This is a genomic window from Psychromonas sp. SR45-3 (assembly GCF_014163575.1).
GTDB lineage: Bacteria > Pseudomonadota > Gammaproteobacteria > Enterobacterales > Psychromonadaceae > Psychromonas > Psychromonas arctica.
Genome location: NZ_JACJDP010000018.1, coordinates 33,199 through 49,361, shown reverse-complemented (window position 1 = coordinate 49,361; position 16,163 = coordinate 33,199). Strand labels below are relative to the sequence as shown.

Genomic DNA, 16,163 nt, shown 5'->3' with positions numbered 1-16,163 from the left:
ACTATCTCATATACGGTTTTTCCGTTTCTAATCCCTTCGTCTTAATGTGCTGTTAGTCGGTTACTTAGCAATAACTTAACGTTTTACTTTGTTTATTAACTTGTCTCATTTACTGTAAAAGTAACAAAATATTATTCATTATGATTGAAATTAGAAGCGCATTGAATCGTTGTGAGTGCAGGAGTCATAATAAAAGGATCGAAAATGAGTTTAGAAAAAGTACGGCAACAGGCACAACTGGACTTTTGTGAAAGCAGTAAAAATATTGAAGTCGGTGATCTTAAAGGTTTCCCAATTACATTAGCAGAATTAAAGTCCACAAACAGTGGATCCCATTATGTTGTTGAAACCTTTGATTCTGGGCTGACTGGGGTTGTCTATCATCTTCAGTTTGCTGATAGTCACTGGACACTAAAACTAAAAAGGTCTGCTAGCCTAGTAAATAATGTCGACGGTCAAACATCCTTTCTTAATGAGGTGCAGCGTCGCTATGATTTTACCGTTTTAAAGCAAAGTAAAGCGGCGGATTTTAATCATATAATTGATACCAAATTTGCATCGTATAGCGAAGGAATTATTCTTTCTCCGTGGATTGTTGGGGAGCCTCCTAAACGTTTTAATAAAGCAATTTTTGAACAAATTTTTACATCCATTTGCAATTTAGAACTAAACGGTTTTTTTGAGTGGGATTTATCCCCTGGCAACATCTTATTGGACAATAACAATAGGATTAAACTGTTTGATTTTGGTTATATGTATCGGTTTGATCCACTTAAGCACTTTAATAGCAATGGTCAAGATACTCCTTTATTCCACGGTATTGAGCGCTTTGAAACACGTTTCTTTTTTGATTACTTATTAAAAAATCCTCTTCAATTGTCTAAGGAAGAGTTGTTTGAGTTATATCGTTTGGAGAAAATATGTGCGCTACAGGCTTATCAGCTTAAACTTCAAAGCCTGAAAAACGCATCTGCCAAGGTTAGTGTCATCGCCCATCAAAAAAATATTAATCTGAAATGGGAAAAAGCACTAGGTAACGAAGAAGCGTTAAGAGAGTTGTATTTGGTTGAAAATTATCGCTCTAACGTACTGGACTTGCTAGATGATTTACATGGCCAGTCATGTAATATTTATACGCTTAAAAAAGCAGATTTAATTTTAAGTTTTATCGATCAGCATTTTATTCAGCTTCTTAATAACGAGGCCTTTTTCTTTGGTGACGAAGAATTAAATCAGGAACAACTGACCGTTAAATATACTCAGCTTCGTGATCAAGCTGCAAGTTTCCAATTAAGTTGTTGAATGGATGGTTAAGTAATTGAAAAGTAAGTTTTTATTTGTTGGTGAGTATTCATGAGTTAAGGGTTGGAGGTAAGTCAGTTGATATGGCTCTAATTACTTTAATGTAATACAGAAGTTAAAGAACAAAAAAAACAATGCTTATTGGCTCACTTTTAAACCATCAACGCCACCAAACTACCTTTATAGCCATACGGTTTCACTCAAGGGTGGCTTTTTATTACGTCACTTAAGCAATGATAGGCGCTGATTCCTGGCGGTCGTACTTCTTTTTTAATCCCCTTAAATACTAACCAACAATTTTATTTCTACCACTATTCTTTGCTTGGTAAAGCCGTTTATCTGCTATTTCTATCAGGGCCTCAGCTGAAGCATTGGGGGATTCCTTGAGGTCAACTAAGCCGAAACTCATGGTGATATGCTGATTTTCAAACACCGGGACAGCAGCAAATTCCTGTTGAATATTATTAAGCCTTTCAAGCACCTGTTCTGCTTCCATATCCAGAAATACCAAGACAAATTCTTCACCTCCATAACGCGCTACAATATCTTTTGCTGCTCGGGTATGTTTCTTAAGGTTAGCGGCCACAGCAACTAATGCGCTATCGCCTAAAGTATGCCCAAACTCGTCATTGATACGTTTAAAGTAGTCAATATCACCCAGTACAAAGGTTAGTGGGTGTGCTTTGTTTTGTGCGGAATTAAATGCCTTTTCGAATACTAGATTAAATCCTCGACGGTTATAAAGTGTTGTTAACTCGTCAGTGAGTGAACTTTCAAGTAAATTCTCATTTTCATACTGTAAGTGAGAAGTTCGCTCTGAAACTTTTTGTTCTAGGTGTTGCAATATATCCAAAAGGTTTTCTGCCATTGCATGTAAGCCTTGATTGAGCGAACTAATTTCGCGGATCCTACTCATGGGTTGTGGGAGTAGGAGAATACTTTCAACCTTTTTATCATTAGCGGCTTTATTAAGTTGTTGTATCGGTTTACCTATATACCAAGCAATCGTGGAACCAATGATTGCAATACACGCAAATAGAGAGAGCGTGATGAAAATAGTGGTTTGTGTGTATTCAGTTAATATCCCTTCATGATAAGAAGAAGGAATAAGAATACCGATCAGCCAAGTTTTCCCATATTTTAGTTTTATGTTACTAACGCGGTATAAGTAAACTTCTCCATCAAGGTTAAGCTGATATGAGCCTTTTTTTAAGTGCTGACTGGCTATTTTAAACAATGGATCTGGGTGGTTGTTGAGGTTCAACCTAGTGTATGTTCCTTCCGTAATATTGTACAAAGCATCTTTGCTTGAAGTGGCAATCAATGCACCATTTTCTTCAGCTAAAAAAATGTAAGCGTTATCCACTAGCTCTAACGATTCTAAATAATCATCTAATTCAATCAACGCAACACTGGTTGCAGTGACGCCTAATACTGCACCATTTGCATCATAAATAGGAACAGATAAACCGACACCTAGTGTTGCTTGACCGTAATAGGGATGAATATCACTCCAGGTCATTGTTTGGGCTTTTAGTGCATCTAGGTAAAAGGGTCTTTCCCTTGGGTCGTAATTAAAAGTGGGGTCGGTTTCTATCTTGATGCCAATATTGTGTTTAGGGTGATAGTTAAATCCTTCCATGGTGAAAGGTTTATGAATAAAATTTGCTGCAATATTGTGCTGTATTTTACCAATGGGATCACGTGCAGATGCGAGGAAGCGACCATCCGCTGTCGCAACGGAAATAAACGTCATATGCTCAAAAGGGATGGCTTGTTCGTATAAGCGGGTGGCGATTGGTGTTAAGTTATTCAGTAATTCAGGTTTGTTAGTAAAGGCATCGCGGTTAATCTTCAAAATGTCGCTAAGTGGCGCAATGAAATCTCTCACCCTATCATCAATGCGACTTTCCACTTCCTTTATATATTGCTCGCCTACATGATTCGCTATATTGGAAATGGTGATGGTGGATACAAAGTACATCAGCACGCCTGCAATAAGTGCAAGTAGTACGAAGGGAGTAATAATTAACCAACGCAGGGGAATAGATTTCACTGAGTATTCTCTCTATTTATAATGGAACATTTTAATCTTAACGAAACTAGCAGGTATTTTTATTAATATTAAATAGTGTACGTTATGCATTGATAGTAATAGCTTTATCCATTTGAATAAGTGATACAACACTGAACTTACGGTTTTCAACTAAATAAAGTCAATAAATAATATTAATAAAGCCTTTTTAAATGTAATAACTTATAAAGTGTGATCTCGGATCTTATATGTATTATTAAAATCTATAAAAGTTCAATTTTTTCTTCGCTTTTTCATTAAAAAAACCTTAGTATTTCCACGGTGTTACCACTTAGGTGGTATTTTTTTTATTGTTAATAAACTATTTGTACGCAAATAGAGGTGAATGGATGCAACAAAGCGATACAGATACACCCGTTAGTAATAACTCTACCTTGTTAGTAAAGATAAAAAATATCTCTTTTACGGTGGTGTTGATTATGTTGTCGCTTGGGCAGTGGAATGATACTAAAGAAGCCGTTGTTAGTGTTTATGAAGAAGTGATTTCAAGGTTTACGAACGAAATAGAATATAAGCGTATTAGCAAATTACGCATTGGACTTACTGAACGTTATACGGAGCAAATCTTAGGAGCTCCTCAAGTCATTAAACCCTCTAAATTAGATGATGATCTTCAATATTATTATTACAACAGTGATAAGTTTCTATTAGTTACTTTTATTAAAAAGCAACGCTTGAGTGGCTTTACCGTATTCAGTAAAAAAGCTGATTTTTTAGCACCCATTGCTTATATCAACAAGCAGCTTAATACGCTGGATATTAAACAATACCTCCCTTCACAGGAGTCAATACTGACTAATGTCGGGAGTTTGGAATATTTCTCAGAAAGCTATGAGTTAAGCCGTAACTTAATGTTCTATAACTTGTTATTAGGGCATGTGAACTACAGCAATGCACCTACGCCTTACAGCCAAACTATTATCGACGTTAACCATATGTTGAATTCAGTGGAAGAATTTGATTTCTCCTCGGTTACATTTTCATCACCATTAATACCCAATTTTTATTCTATTACTGAATTGTCTAACGAAATAATGCAGGAATCTCTGTTAAGCAACTATGAGATGAGTGCGTTATTTAATAATTATGATTAATTACTTCGTTTTTAAAAAAAGGATCTCCAATGTTTAAAAAAACAGCCCTCACATTCTCGTTAGTAACGGTATTAACTGCTTGCCAAAGCACTTCAAGTGTTAACGATGTGCAGTCATTAGCTTGTTTTTACCCTGACGCGCCAAAGGAAGAAGCACCGCAATGGGTGTGTGGTGTAACACCAACAGGATTAGAAATTAGTGCAACCGGCTACGCGAAGAAAAATGTAGCAGGGGCAAGCATTATGAATGATATCTCCATTAATGACGCACGCGTTAACCTAGGTCGTCAATTCGAAGTTAATGTTCAAAGTATTTTAAAAACGGCTTCAACGTCTTCTACTAATACAACCACAGAAGGTGTGAGTGAAAATGTAGATGAGTACTTTGAAAATGTCACTAAAAGCATCTCAAGCACTACTTTAAATAACTCAAGAATCATCACTAAACGTACTAGTCCTGCTGGTGGTTTGTATACGTTAGTGGGTATGGACAAGGCAACTTTCGATATGAACTTTTCTAAAGTGATCCAAAAAGCAGAAGCAAAAGATGCCGAGTTATGGTCTAAATTCAATGACAAAAAAACAGCTGATGAACTTGCAAACGTGCTTTCAAAATTAAAAAACAAATAATATAGGAAGCCGCATCACTGTTGTTCTCTGAGTGATGTGGCTTTTCTGAGGTCATATGAAAAAATTTATAACTAGCCTATTCGTTATCTCTTTAGTACTTAGCCCGCTGGCAAGTTCAGACAATGTATTTGATGAATTTGACGCAGAAATGAATGAGTTTGAATCCCCTGACAATGACAAAATAGTTAAAGAGTATATTTCTTTTGTTAGTGGGTATTTAGCTGAATATGACACTTGGAGAAAGGAGTATTTAAACGGGTTCGATTACAAACAAACTCAAATTATTATGCAATGGGGTGAAACCACAGCACAAGATATCAATAATGTTGTTTATTCTGAAGACTTAAAAACCAGAGAACTGGTTGACTACGATAACAATCAGGCTGTGATTGAAATACTCGTCCCTGTAGATACCACTGCAGCTGAAAGTGAAAAAATATTAACGTCATATCTTGCTAAAGATGAAAAAAAATCAGAAGCAAAGCAAGCACTTAAGAAAGTTGTTAAGGCGAAGGATATTCAGTTAAATGAGATTAAATTCGATGCTGAACAAGAAAAAAATGCCAAGGAAGTGATCAAAAAGCAAACGATCGCTTATAAAAATGAAGCGGATCTTAAAGCGGATAAGTTACAAGAAACTCAAGCAAGTGTACCTGAAAGTATTATTGAGAAATCTGTCGAGTTACAAAAAAAGATACTAGAAAAAGAAGAGATCCAACGTATTGCGGCGGTTGAAGCACAATATGCAGCGTTGAGAGAAAAAACAAAGGTGACACCGCCGACGTATAAAGTACTTAAATATACCGCTAAATTACCAGCTAACAGCCTCAGTAAAAGAGCGAAAAAATACAAGCCATTTGCTGAAAAAGAGAGCCAACGCTTCGATATTCCCGTGGCCTTAGTGATGGCTATTATGCATTCTGAATCTGCTTTTCAACCGAAGGCTAAATCAGCGGTTCCTGCTTATGGATTAATGCAAATAGTGCCACGCACTGCGGGTCATGATGTAAATAAAATGATTCGAAAAATAGATAAACCCATGCAAGTTAAAGAGTTGTATGTGCCTAGTATTAACGTTGAAACGGGCAGTGCTTATTTAAGCATTTTAGATAAGCGTTATCTGAAGTCGATAACTGACCCAAAGAGTCGTTTGTATTGCACTATCGCAGCTTACAACACCGGCGCAGGTAATGTCGCAAAAGTGTTTAATAGCAGTGGTAATACCAGAAATATTAATAAAGCGGCACGAGTTATTAACACATTATCGCCTGAGCAAGTGTATACCGCTTTAATGAATAAACTACCTTACGATGAAACTAAGCATTACTTAAAAAAAGTGTCTAAACGAATCGCCTTATACGAAACAAAATCTGCAATATAATCTGCTACAGGGAAAGATGATGATTAAATGTAAGCAGTATTTTAAACCTTTATTTGTTGCTATTACGGGGCTTGTTCTTTTAGGTGCATGCTCATCTAATTCAGGCAGCGAAAATGTACCTGAATGGGTACTTTCACCGACTCAAGATAATCAACAATATATGTATGGTGTTGGTGTCGGAAGGGGGCTTGAAGAAGCAAAGCAACACGCATTAAAAGAGATTGCCGGTAAATTTTCGGTCAGTGTCAATAGCGATACATTACACAAGCAATCTTTACATAATGGGCAAGTGGATCAGCTCTTTTCACAAAAAGTTAACACGCAAGTGAAAGACATTGAGTTTACGCATGTGGAGCAAAAAAAGGCTGAAAAGGTAGAACAACAGTATTTTGTAGAAGTTGCTATCTCGAGAAATGAGTTTATTAAGGATAAAAAATCTAAGCTGACGACCATTACCAATCACATTGATACTAGGCTGAATAATATAAGTAGTAAAAGTAAGATTGAACAGCTTTACGCTTATAACAAAGTTCAAGCCAGTGTAGCCGAAGCTGAGCCGCTACTGTATTTGATTGCCGTTGCCGATAATGAATTTGATTTAACACCTTATACTCGTTTATTTCAGGAGTATTCATTAGCCGAAGCGCAATTGCTTGCAAGTACTCACTTCTATATTCAAGCAACAAATAACTTATCTCCCATTGCAGAGCAGTTACATGACCTAATGCAAACGCATGGGTTTCAAGTTGCTAGTCATAAAAGTAAAGCTGATGCCATTATTCAGGTGCAAGGTAAAACAAAGAATAGCTTGGCTTTTTCTGTTTATAGCACGCGTATTAACTTCAGTTTTTTAGTTAAATCCAAGGTCGGTAAAGTGTATAGCAAAAGGTCATCTCTGCTTAATGGTTCTTCTGTGACTCGCTACCAACAAGCTTATGAAAGTGCCGTGAGTAAATTCTTAACCGTGGTTGAAAACCGCTCCGATGTTTATCAGTTATTAGGGTTTGATGAGTAAACGATACTGATAATAAGTACAAAATAATTAAATAATCAGAATTCAGCATATTTAACTTTGCATATTAAAAGGAAGTAGTACATGAAGAAAAAATTATTAGTTGTCGCAGTATCTGCAACGTTAGGTCTTACTGGTTGTATTCAAACAAAAGAAAATATTCGTGAATATACTGATGTTTCAATGCAAAAAGCAGATATATTACCAAGCAAAGAAACCATTGCTGGTGCGAAGCAAAAAATAGTGATTTTTCCTGCAGATACAACGGATTCTCCCTTAGGTAAATCAAGCCATACCGGCACAGCGATTTCCACTGCATTAGAAACTCATCTCGCGGAGGTTGGGGTTGAAATAGTAGATAGAAACATTGCAAGAAAGCTTAAGAAAGAACTCGCACTTGCAGAGTCAAAGGGGAAGTCGCAATACAGTGGTCCCGATATTGCTGACTATGCCATCACGGGTAATGTTTCAAACGCTTCTCTTTCCTATGATTTTACAGCGCGAAAGTCATACACAAATGATGATGGTAAAACCAGTGTGACACCTGCACACTGTCGTTTCACGGCAACGGTGGCAGCTAATTTAAAACTCTATAAATTACCTGGGTTAGCTTATTCAAAAACCATTACAACAGAAGACAAAGCTTCCTTCTCAACGGATACCAGCAACAGTCGATGTCCTATCAGCAATGCTTCTGCTAATGCTTTAATACGTAAAGCTGCTAAAGCTGGCGTTGAAAGTAATCGAGCGAAATTCCAGAACTTCTTTGCTCCTAAAGCTTATGTGCTAGAGCGAAAAGTGAATGGCGATAAAAGTTTATTTAAGATATCTGCAGGCAAAAATTTTGGTTTTAAACCTGAATCAACGATCACCTTTTATAACTTAGAAGTTAAAGCAAATCCATTAACCGGTGATGTTGCTATCGAGGAATATGCAGTGGTTGAAGGCACTATCACGAGTAACCTTATTAGTGACAATTTTGCTTGGATATTAGTGGATGACGAATACGCTGATCAAGTTAAGTTAGGTGACTACGTTAAAGTTAAATATGAGAAATCAACCTTCGGTGATCTTACCACTAAAATGACCACGAGTTTTAATAGTGGCCTAAAAAACATGTTTAACTAATTCAGGTTTAACTAATTCAAGTTTAAGTAAGTTTAGCTTAATTCAAACTAACTTAACTCAAACTAGTTTAGCCTATGCCTCATTAGGCACTGCAGTCAGCCATAAAAACGACACATTGTTTCTTTTTATGGCTGATTTTTTTGCTTTTATTTTCCTGCTTTGATCTTCTCCTTAACACTTACACAAATTCAATTAAATATTCTCAATTAAACATGCCCATTAAGTAACTGTGTGATTTTTTAGTAATCGCGGTAACTTCTTTAAATTAACAACTTACTTTAAATTAGCTGACCAGTGTCAACTATCTAAAATTAAAGATTTATAGTGGGATATTATTGATTGTTTGCCTCGCAGATACACAGTATTGTGCGTGATATGATCACAGTAAAATGGCCGTTTAGGAGATAATAATGTCAGAACATGATGCAAACTTACCGAATATTGAAGCAACTGAGTTCGATATTCCAAGCTTAGAAAAAGTGACAGAAAGATCTCTCCCTGCACCGCATAAACCAAGAATATTATTGTTATATGGTTCATTACGAGAGCGTTCTTATAGTCGCTTTGCTGTTGAAGAAAGTGCACGTCTATTAAATGCATTTGGTGCTGAAACGCGGATTTTTAATCCCGCAGGTCTCCCACAACCGGATACTGAAGATGAGTCTCACCCAAAGGTGAAAGAGTTACGTGAGTTGATGATTTGGTCCGAAGGACAAGTGTGGTGTTCACCTGAGCGACACGGTTCAATGACCAGTATTTTTAAAAGCCAAATTGATTGGATGCCTTTAAGTATTGGCGCAGTTAGGCCTACTCAAGGAAAAACCCTTGCTGTTATGCAAGTTTGCGGCGGTTCTCAGTCTTTTAATGCGGTTAATCAAATGCGTATTTTAGGTCGTTGGATGCGGATGGTGACTATCCCAAACCAATCGTCAGTTGCGAAAGCATTTTTAGAGTTTGAGGAAGACGGGCGAATGAAAGCATCATCTTATTACAATCGTATCGTTGATGTGATGGAAGAGCTAGTGAAGTTCACTTTATTGTTACGAGACAATAAAGCGTACTTTGTGGACCGTTATTCAGAGCGTGTTGAATCAGCAGAAAAACTAAGCCAGAGAGTTAATCAAAGATCGATATAACAGCGCTTTTAATGTAAGGGCGAATGTTAATTTAAAGGCAGATGTTAATTTATAGCGTTGAATTTAAAGCAGTAAGTTTAAAGCACAGATGACTGTATTGCATCTATGCTTTAACAAATAAACTTTACACTTTCTTAGTATTGCCTTTATTGCATTTGTAATTGAAACTGTTCAATAATCTGTTTATGTTTTTGCGCTAAAACACCTTCTTTTACCGTAGGAATTCGCATTAAATCAACTTGTTTATTGGTTTCAGAAAACTCCCTTGCAAAATGTGCTGCTAGTTCATGTTTTCGGCTTTGCTGAGATAAGTCGGCAATGTCTGCAATATTAATATCAGGATCAAAGCGGTGAAAGCCTTGATAGCTAAAGTGTTTATCTACATGCAAATCACTGAGACGAATAAACTCTTGCATTAAAGCACGGCTCAATGCATTTAAAGACAGTTCATCTACCATCAAATAAAGTGTCGCATTGCTCATCTCCGGCAAAGTGCTACGTTGTGTTTGTTGAACCTTTATATCGACCAACCACAAACCATTAGGACGTTGTTGTGCCTCTATCAGTGCTAATTGGCTATGGTCATAACTGATAGTCTCTAACACTTGGTTTATTTGTTGCTGCACAGTGGTTGTAATTGCAGGTTCATTGATACATTTATTTTTATCGTAAAACTCCGCCATTAAGGGAAGATCAATGTGAGTATTAAAAGGTGTGGTGGTGCTGTGATTAAGGGTTAATCTGAATAGCTCTCTCACTTCATGCTCGCGTGATTTTTTTATCGCTAAAAAAACACTTTGAATAATCTCAGAGGTTGGTAATTCTCGCTCTACACGCCATTTTCGACCAAATAATAATTTAAGTTGGCTTTCTTTTTGAGTCGATTTTTTATGGTAGTTATCATGCCCTACAACGCCTACTTGTATATAAATGCCCGATAGTTCCTGTGCTGCAAATACAACATATCTAGGGTCATATTCAATATCACAAATGAGTGCTTCGACACTTTGCAAAGTATGTTGATAAGTTAAGTAGTGTTGGGGCACACAGTAGTCACCATTACTTAGTAAAATTTTTGGCGCTTTAGGCATCATCTTTTCACCTAAACGCAGGGAAACTTCTTTAACCATTTGAAAAACCTTATCGTGTTTATTTAAAAACTAATACGCTGTGCAATCAACTAAAGTTCACTGATGCAATAAAAAGTAGTAATTAAGACCAAGGGACGCCACAAATAATTTCATTTGATAGCGTCTTTTTATAAAAGGCTGTGAGGGGTATCAACACTAATACAAGATGATGTGATTAATTGCGAATAGAGGGAGCTTTTATTTATCTCTCATCGTTTGATTATATTAATAACCAAAGCGTGTTGGTTCAAAGCGGTTCAAGAACTTATGCATTGAATGACAAAGAAATAGGGTGATCACAATGGCGACAGCAATACTACTGATCCGGTATAACGCACTAAAGATTAAATCGTTATCAGGACTTAAATATTGTCCGAAAAGAATACCTAAGGTGGTCATAGCTCCAAAACCAATACTAGAGCCACCACCTTCTCGTACGTGAAATTGAGCAAATAACATAAGTCCAATCCACAGAACAGGTATCACCAGTAATAATTGATTTGACCAATCATAGAGTAAAAACTGTAGTGAGATGCCAAAAGCCACTCCAAGAATTGTCCCTATTGCACGTTTACGGGCATAACCAATCACACCATTCCAGTGCATAGGAAATAGAATTAAGATGGTACTTGCCTGAGCGGACATTGAATCTTGTAAATCGAAAATTTGAAAAATAATAAATGAGATCGTTGCGAGGGTGGCGCCTAATAAAGCCTCATGACGCATACGATGTGGCGCTTTAGGCGCAGGTTTATGTGCAGTTCTAGGCTCTACATCTGGTATAACGGCCATCATGGCATAGGCGATAACAACAGATAATATTGTTGCCCAAAAATTACTAAATAATAGATCGTTTAAGTTGGTATCTGGGTAGCTAGCAAAATTCAGCATAATGCTTAGCATCAACACGCCATTTGCCCCAAATAGAAATAAAGATCCTCGTGACATCGCTGCAAAACGATACATAAATAATAAAAATACAACCGGTGTCATCAAACCGGGTGAGGCCCCTAGTAAACTAGTGAGAAAGCCTACTTCAATCACAGCCACGACAGAAGAGGCAATGATTTGGCGCATAGCATGAGCTGACATTACAGGGACTAACCCCAGTAAGATCATCGGTGTAACGGTAAAGAAAATACCATAATGTAAATCAAATATCTTACACAGTGTAAAACCGAGGGTTGCCCCCGTTGCAACACGTAAGCATTGGCGTAAATCATTGGTAGTCAAGGGAGTGTGACGTATTTGCATGAGCAGGCAGACCTTTATTAGACTTTTATTATTTTTTGAATATCTTGCAGTGATAGCAACAATGGACTGTCTGAGTGTGAGTCAGGAAAGTCCATGCCACTATGTGTAAGTGAATCAATCTAAGTTAGTAAATCTAAGCTAGTAAATTTAAGTTAATATATATAATGCAGTAGGCTGATCATTTTAATCTGACCTTTAGCGAATAAACCAAAAATACTATTATCAGGTAACAGCTGTACCGTTGCCCTAGCACCTGCAGGGAGGTGATTAATTTCCGTATCGTTTAAGGTTAGATGTAGTCTTAAGCGTTGTGCATCTCGCACCCAACGTGTTGATTCTTGCGGCTCTGCTAAACGACCATTAGCATCAAATTGTCCCGCACTCACCCCCGCATCAACACCACTAACGGTTGCTTGATACAATTGACCTGGCTCACCATCAAAGGTTACTAATGCCGTCGAGTCGACGTTGACGTCACGCAGGTTCTTTTCTCTAAAGTCCGCAATAATATCTATTTTCTGAGAAACCATGGCGAGCAATGGTTGGCCTATTGTTGCGAAGCTACCGACTTCTAATTGTAAGTTGGTGACAATACCGTCTTGGTCAGCATGGATTTGGGTATAAGAAAGGTCTAACTTTGCTTGCGCTAGACGGTTTTGTGCCTGACGCAGTTTAAGGTTTTTCTCTCCATAACTACCACGGCTGATTTTAAGTTTGTCTAAACGAGCGATCGCTGCTAAAAGATTAGCTTCAGCTGCATCAGCATCACTATCCGCTTGATCTTTTTGTTGACGTGAAACGCCATGAGAAGCGAATAATGCATCAAGACGTTTCGCTTCACTGCGTTTTTGATGCGCAGTTGTTTTACTCGCATTAACATCAGCTTTTGCCGCCGCAAGCGATGCATCCAACTCAGCGTTATCTTGATTTGCTTGTTCAAGAGCCAATTGAGATTGTGCCACCGCTAGCTCATAAGGCGCGGGATCAATTTGGAAAAGTAGATCACCCTTAGCAACCGTTTGGTTATTAGTGACTGCAATGGTTTTAATTTTTCCGCTAATTTGTGGTGTTACTTTAGTGACAACACGCGTCGCCATTGCCTGAGGAGTTAAAGGGATAATATTATCGGCCAGCAAAAAATAGCTAAAAATCATTACAAATCCAAAAATAGCGACTTTTACTAAACGGGCAAATTGTTGATCTGGTGTCATCTTATTTCTCATAAATCAGTTGAAGTAATTTTCGCCAATTTTTGATTGGCGTTATCAGTAATTAAACTAATAATACGTTCGAACTCATTGAGTTCAGTTGGGCTTATTCCTTCAAGCAAATCCATGCGGACTTGTATAATCCGTGTTTCTATTGTTTTTAATGTTTCTTTTCCTGCGGGTGTGAGGTCGACAATTCTTGCGCGTTTATCTTTATCGCAACAATGTCGTTCAATCAAACCTTGCTCTTCTAACTGGCCTAATGTCCGCATCAGCGAAGGCAATTCAATTTCTAATGCATTGGCTAATACCTTTTGACTGACCTTATCCCCTAAGCGTAATAACTTCCAAAGAGCAGTCCAACGTGGGTAAGTTAACCCCAACGGGGCAAGTTCAATCTCTGCCACAGTGCGCCATCGCCTATGCAAACGCGCGAGGTGTTCAGCAAGTGATAGTTCTTTTAACCGCTCTAATTCTTGTCGCATATTATTCACCTAATAAAGAATATAGTTAGCAAGCTAAGTATTGTACTTAGTTAGCTTGCTAAGTAAATAGCTGGCTATTTAAAAGTTGATAGGAAAGTCTTAGTGTTAATGGATCGAATGCTGAATCATTGAGCGGTGATAGTCTGCCAAAGATGGTCTTACCCATAATTTATAACCTAATGATTCATCAGCTAATAATCCATCAGCTAAAAATCCATCAACTAATAGTTCATGGTCTTATATAAAAGAGGAGTAACAATTAGGTGTGAAGTAGTGAAGTTCAGTGATCATGAGCTGTTTAGTGATAGTGATACCTAAAGTGACTGCTAGGTAAAATGATTAGCGATAAAGTAATAGTAAGGTCAGCTGATGAGGTTGATGACATGTAGTACGGCCTCTTTTTTAAAATTTTAAAAAAGAGGCGTTGGTTGAATGATTAAATAAATTGATTCATTCAACCTCTTTATTAGATAGCTGATGAAGATGTCATCAGCTATCTAGAGAGTGGTTATTCACTGGGATCTAAGGTGCTAGACTCATCGAAAGGTAATGGTTTCTAGCATCTTATTTTAATTTGAAATAACTCACTGAACTGAGCAGTTGTTTACTTAGTTCTGATAGCGAAGAAGCAGAGGTCATCGACACTTTTGCTCGATTGGTATTTTCCACTGAGACTTGGTTAACTTCATTAACATTTATTTGTATTTCATCAAGAGTATTGGTTTGTAATAACGACGCTGCAGACGTTTCTTTAGAAATATCTTTAATCTCCTCTACGGAGAGATTAATCTCATCGATGACCTGGCCTGTATGCGTAACATGCTCAACACTTTCCAATGATTTAGTATGGCTATTATTGATAACAGAAACAGCTGATAGTGTGCGTTTTTTAAGTGACTCAAGTGTTGTTTGGATTTCTCCTGTAGAGTCTTGAGTGCGTTTAGCTAAATTTCTGACTTCATCCGCTACTACGGCAAAACCTCGACCGTATTCACCCGCTCGTGCAGCTTCAATTGCTGCATTTAATGCTAATAAGTTAGTTTGATCTGCAATACTTTTAATCACTTCAAGGATGCTAATGATATTATCTGCTTCGGCATCTAATTGTTGAATAGCGGATACTGAGTTTTCAATCTCGCCCGCTAAGCCTTGAATAGAAGTAATAGTGACCTCAACTCTCCGTTTCCCTTTTTGTGCAGACTCAATTGCATTATTTGATTTAGCAACTGCGTTATCTGCTTTTTCAGACAACTGTGTGGAGACAGAATAAAGCGCATCCACCGAGCCTGACAGTTTAGCCATTTGTGAATGTTGGAATTCAGCATTATTGATTCTTAATTTATTATCGCTAACGAGGCCTACTATTTCTTTATCAAGGTTATTTGCGAGTGAAATAACTGATTTAAATATGTTTTTTAGATCGGCCATCATACTGAAAATAGAGCGTTTTATTTCGCTGATTTCATCTTTATTATCCTTCACCTCAATGGTTTTACTGAGATCTCCTTTAGATAAAGAGTGAGTGACTGAAACAATTGATTGCAAGTCTTTTTTTAGCTTAGTGAGCATTAAAAAGGAGAAAGTAATAACCATTACAAAAATACTGATCGCTAATATAGTAGATTGCAGCACATTTTTATTTTCAGCTACAATTATTTTTTCTGAGCGGATATTCACTAACTTATCATACATTACGTTAATGGATTCAATACTTTTAATGACGGGAGGGAAAGCTAGTCGCGCTGCTTTTTCTGCTTTTTTTCGAGTAATAAAAGTTGCTTGAGTTAACCACACATTAGTTAGTTCAGAAAGTGATAGATCAAGGTGTTCTATCTGTTTTAGCAGTTGATCCCTACTGTTGAGAATACCAACTTCAGGTTGTAGTTGTAGTTCCGAATTCCATTCACTTTCAAGAGTATGACTTGTTGTCATTAAACTCGTAATATAATCGTTGAGCATTAACTGAACATTATCGGTTGCTTGTTTTAATTCTTTTTCTTCTATCGCGCGCGCCGAAAATTTCATGCCCATATCTTCAGAGAATTGATAAGCCTTAAGGATATCTTTCCACTTATTATTCACACTTGTGTAGAACTCTCTAATCTCTGAATCTAAGGCAATATTATCAACTACAGTTTGACTATTAATGACCAGTTTTATAGACATAAAGAGTAATGAGCATAATAAAATAACCACTAAGCTCGATATTTTGAAAGACAGCGTCAAGTTTTTAAGTAAATTCAAAGTATACATCCATGTAAAGAAATAATGAAAAATAGGCTGATTGATAAGCTTTAGGAAGCGTATTT

Annotated in this window: 13 protein-coding genes; 7 read left to right on the top strand and 6 right to left on the bottom strand. The window is 37.1% G+C overall.

Going from position 1 to position 16,163, the window contains the following annotated elements; all coding sequences use genetic code 11:
* Positions 1 to 204 precede the first annotated feature (204 nt).
* Positions 205 to 1,302, top strand: a complete 1,098-nt coding sequence (locus tag H5084_RS11175; protein WP_182690503.1) for an AarF/UbiB family protein — start codon at positions 205 to 207, stop codon at positions 1,300 to 1,302.
* Between the two features lie 286 nt (positions 1,303 to 1,588).
* Here H5084_RS11175 and H5084_RS11170 read toward each other — a convergent pair whose 3' ends face one another.
* Positions 1,589 to 3,358 (bottom strand): diguanylate cyclase, encoded by a 1,770-nt coding sequence (locus H5084_RS11170; RefSeq protein ID WP_182690502.1) that lies wholly within the window; start codon positions 3,356 to 3,358, stop codon positions 1,589 to 1,591.
* A gap of 368 nt (positions 3,359 to 3,726) precedes the next feature.
* Between H5084_RS11170 and H5084_RS11165 the strand changes: the two genes are divergently transcribed.
* The 6 genes from H5084_RS11165 to arsH all read left to right on the top strand — a co-directional run bounded on the left by H5084_RS11165 (position 3,727) and on the right by arsH (position 9,777).
* Positions 3,727 to 4,491 carry an ETEC_3214 domain-containing protein gene (locus H5084_RS11165; RefSeq protein ID WP_028870412.1) on the top strand — a complete coding sequence of 255 codons (765 nt, stop codon included), beginning with the start codon at positions 3,727 to 3,729 and terminating at the stop codon, positions 4,489 to 4,491.
* A 29-nt stretch (positions 4,492 to 4,520) separates the two neighbouring features.
* Positions 4,521 to 5,120, top strand: coding sequence for an LPP20 family lipoprotein (locus H5084_RS11160; RefSeq protein ID WP_028870413.1), 600 nt, complete (start codon positions 4,521 to 4,523; stop codon positions 5,118 to 5,120).
* 55 nt (positions 5,121 to 5,175) lie between these two features.
* The gene (locus H5084_RS11155; protein WP_182690501.1) at positions 5,176 to 6,501 is read left to right on the top strand and encodes a transglycosylase SLT domain-containing protein; all 1,326 of its coding nucleotides are present in this window, start codon (positions 5,176 to 5,178) and stop codon (positions 6,499 to 6,501) included.
* A 19-nt stretch (positions 6,502 to 6,520) separates the two neighbouring features.
* A complete protein-coding gene (locus H5084_RS11150) occupies positions 6,521 to 7,516 on the top strand; it encodes an LPP20 family lipoprotein (protein ID WP_182690500.1) in 996 nt (331 codons plus the stop codon).
* Positions 7,517 to 7,597: 81 nt separating this feature from the next.
* Positions 7,598 to 8,641, top strand: coding sequence for a hypothetical protein (locus tag H5084_RS11145; RefSeq protein WP_051369297.1), 1,044 nt, complete (start codon positions 7,598 to 7,600; stop codon positions 8,639 to 8,641).
* A gap of 410 nt (positions 8,642 to 9,051) precedes the next feature.
* Positions 9,052 to 9,777, top strand: coding sequence for an arsenical resistance protein ArsH (arsH, locus tag H5084_RS11140; RefSeq protein ID WP_182690499.1), 726 nt, complete (start codon positions 9,052 to 9,054; stop codon positions 9,775 to 9,777).
* Between the two features lie 146 nt (positions 9,778 to 9,923).
* Here the strand turns inward: arsH and H5084_RS11135 are convergent, their stop codons facing one another.
* The 5 genes from H5084_RS11135 to H5084_RS11115 form a co-directional block, all read right to left on the bottom strand.
* Positions 9,924 to 10,907 carry a hypothetical protein gene (locus H5084_RS11135; RefSeq protein ID WP_182690498.1) on the bottom strand — a complete coding sequence of 328 codons (984 nt, stop codon included), beginning with the start codon at positions 10,905 to 10,907 and terminating at the stop codon, positions 9,924 to 9,926.
* 225 nt (positions 10,908 to 11,132) lie between these two features.
* Positions 11,133 to 12,161, bottom strand: coding sequence for a DUF2955 domain-containing protein (locus H5084_RS11130; RefSeq protein ID WP_182690497.1), 1,029 nt, complete (start codon positions 12,159 to 12,161; stop codon positions 11,133 to 11,135).
* A 152-nt stretch (positions 12,162 to 12,313) separates the two neighbouring features.
* Positions 12,314 to 13,372: an HlyD family secretion protein gene (locus H5084_RS11125; RefSeq protein WP_182690496.1), complete on the bottom strand. Its 1,059-nt coding sequence runs from the start codon at positions 13,370 to 13,372 to the stop codon at positions 12,314 to 12,316.
* 8 nt (positions 13,373 to 13,380) lie between these two features.
* On the bottom strand, positions 13,381 to 13,854 hold the full coding sequence (slyA, locus tag H5084_RS11120) for a transcriptional regulator SlyA (protein ID WP_182690495.1): 474 nt from the start codon (positions 13,852 to 13,854) through the stop codon (positions 13,381 to 13,383).
* 564 nt (positions 13,855 to 14,418) lie between these two features.
* A complete protein-coding gene (locus H5084_RS11115) occupies positions 14,419 to 16,107 on the bottom strand; it encodes a methyl-accepting chemotaxis protein (protein WP_259396768.1) in 1,689 nt (562 codons plus the stop codon).
* Positions 16,108 to 16,163: the final 56 nt, after the last annotated feature.

What these genes read in the sequence shown, in the direction of transcription:
- H5084_RS11160 (WP_028870413.1), top strand. Translation starts at nt 4,521, where the DNA reads ATGTTTAAAAAAACAGCCCTCACATTCTCGTTAGTAACGGTATTAACT.
- H5084_RS11165 (WP_028870412.1), top strand. Translation starts at nt 3,727, where the DNA reads ATGCAACAAAGCGATACAGATACACCCGTTAGTAATAACTCTACCTTG.
- H5084_RS11175 (WP_182690503.1), top strand. Translation starts at nt 205, where the DNA reads ATGAGTTTAGAAAAAGTACGGCAACAGGCACAACTGGACTTTTGTGAA.
- H5084_RS11135 (WP_182690498.1), bottom strand. Translation starts at nt 10,907, where the DNA reads ATGGTTAAAGAAGTTTCCCTGCGTTTAGGTGAAAAGATGATGCCTAAA.
- H5084_RS11145 (WP_051369297.1), top strand. Translation starts at nt 7,598, where the DNA reads ATGAAGAAAAAATTATTAGTTGTCGCAGTATCTGCAACGTTAGGTCTT.
- arsH (WP_182690499.1), top strand. Translation starts at nt 9,052, where the DNA reads ATGTCAGAACATGATGCAAACTTACCGAATATTGAAGCAACTGAGTTC.
- H5084_RS11150 (WP_182690500.1), top strand. Translation starts at nt 6,521, where the DNA reads ATGATTAAATGTAAGCAGTATTTTAAACCTTTATTTGTTGCTATTACG.
- H5084_RS11155 (WP_182690501.1), top strand. Translation starts at nt 5,176, where the DNA reads ATGAAAAAATTTATAACTAGCCTATTCGTTATCTCTTTAGTACTTAGC.
- H5084_RS11130 (WP_182690497.1), bottom strand. Translation starts at nt 12,161, where the DNA reads ATGCAAATACGTCACACTCCCTTGACTACCAATGATTTACGCCAATGC.
- H5084_RS11115 (WP_259396768.1), bottom strand. Translation starts at nt 16,107, where the DNA reads ATGTATACTTTGAATTTACTTAAAAACTTGACGCTGTCTTTCAAAATA.
- H5084_RS11125 (WP_182690496.1), bottom strand. Translation starts at nt 13,372, where the DNA reads ATGACACCAGATCAACAATTTGCCCGTTTAGTAAAAGTCGCTATTTTT.
- slyA (WP_182690495.1), bottom strand. Translation starts at nt 13,854, where the DNA reads ATGCGACAAGAATTAGAGCGGTTAAAAGAACTATCACTTGCTGAACAC.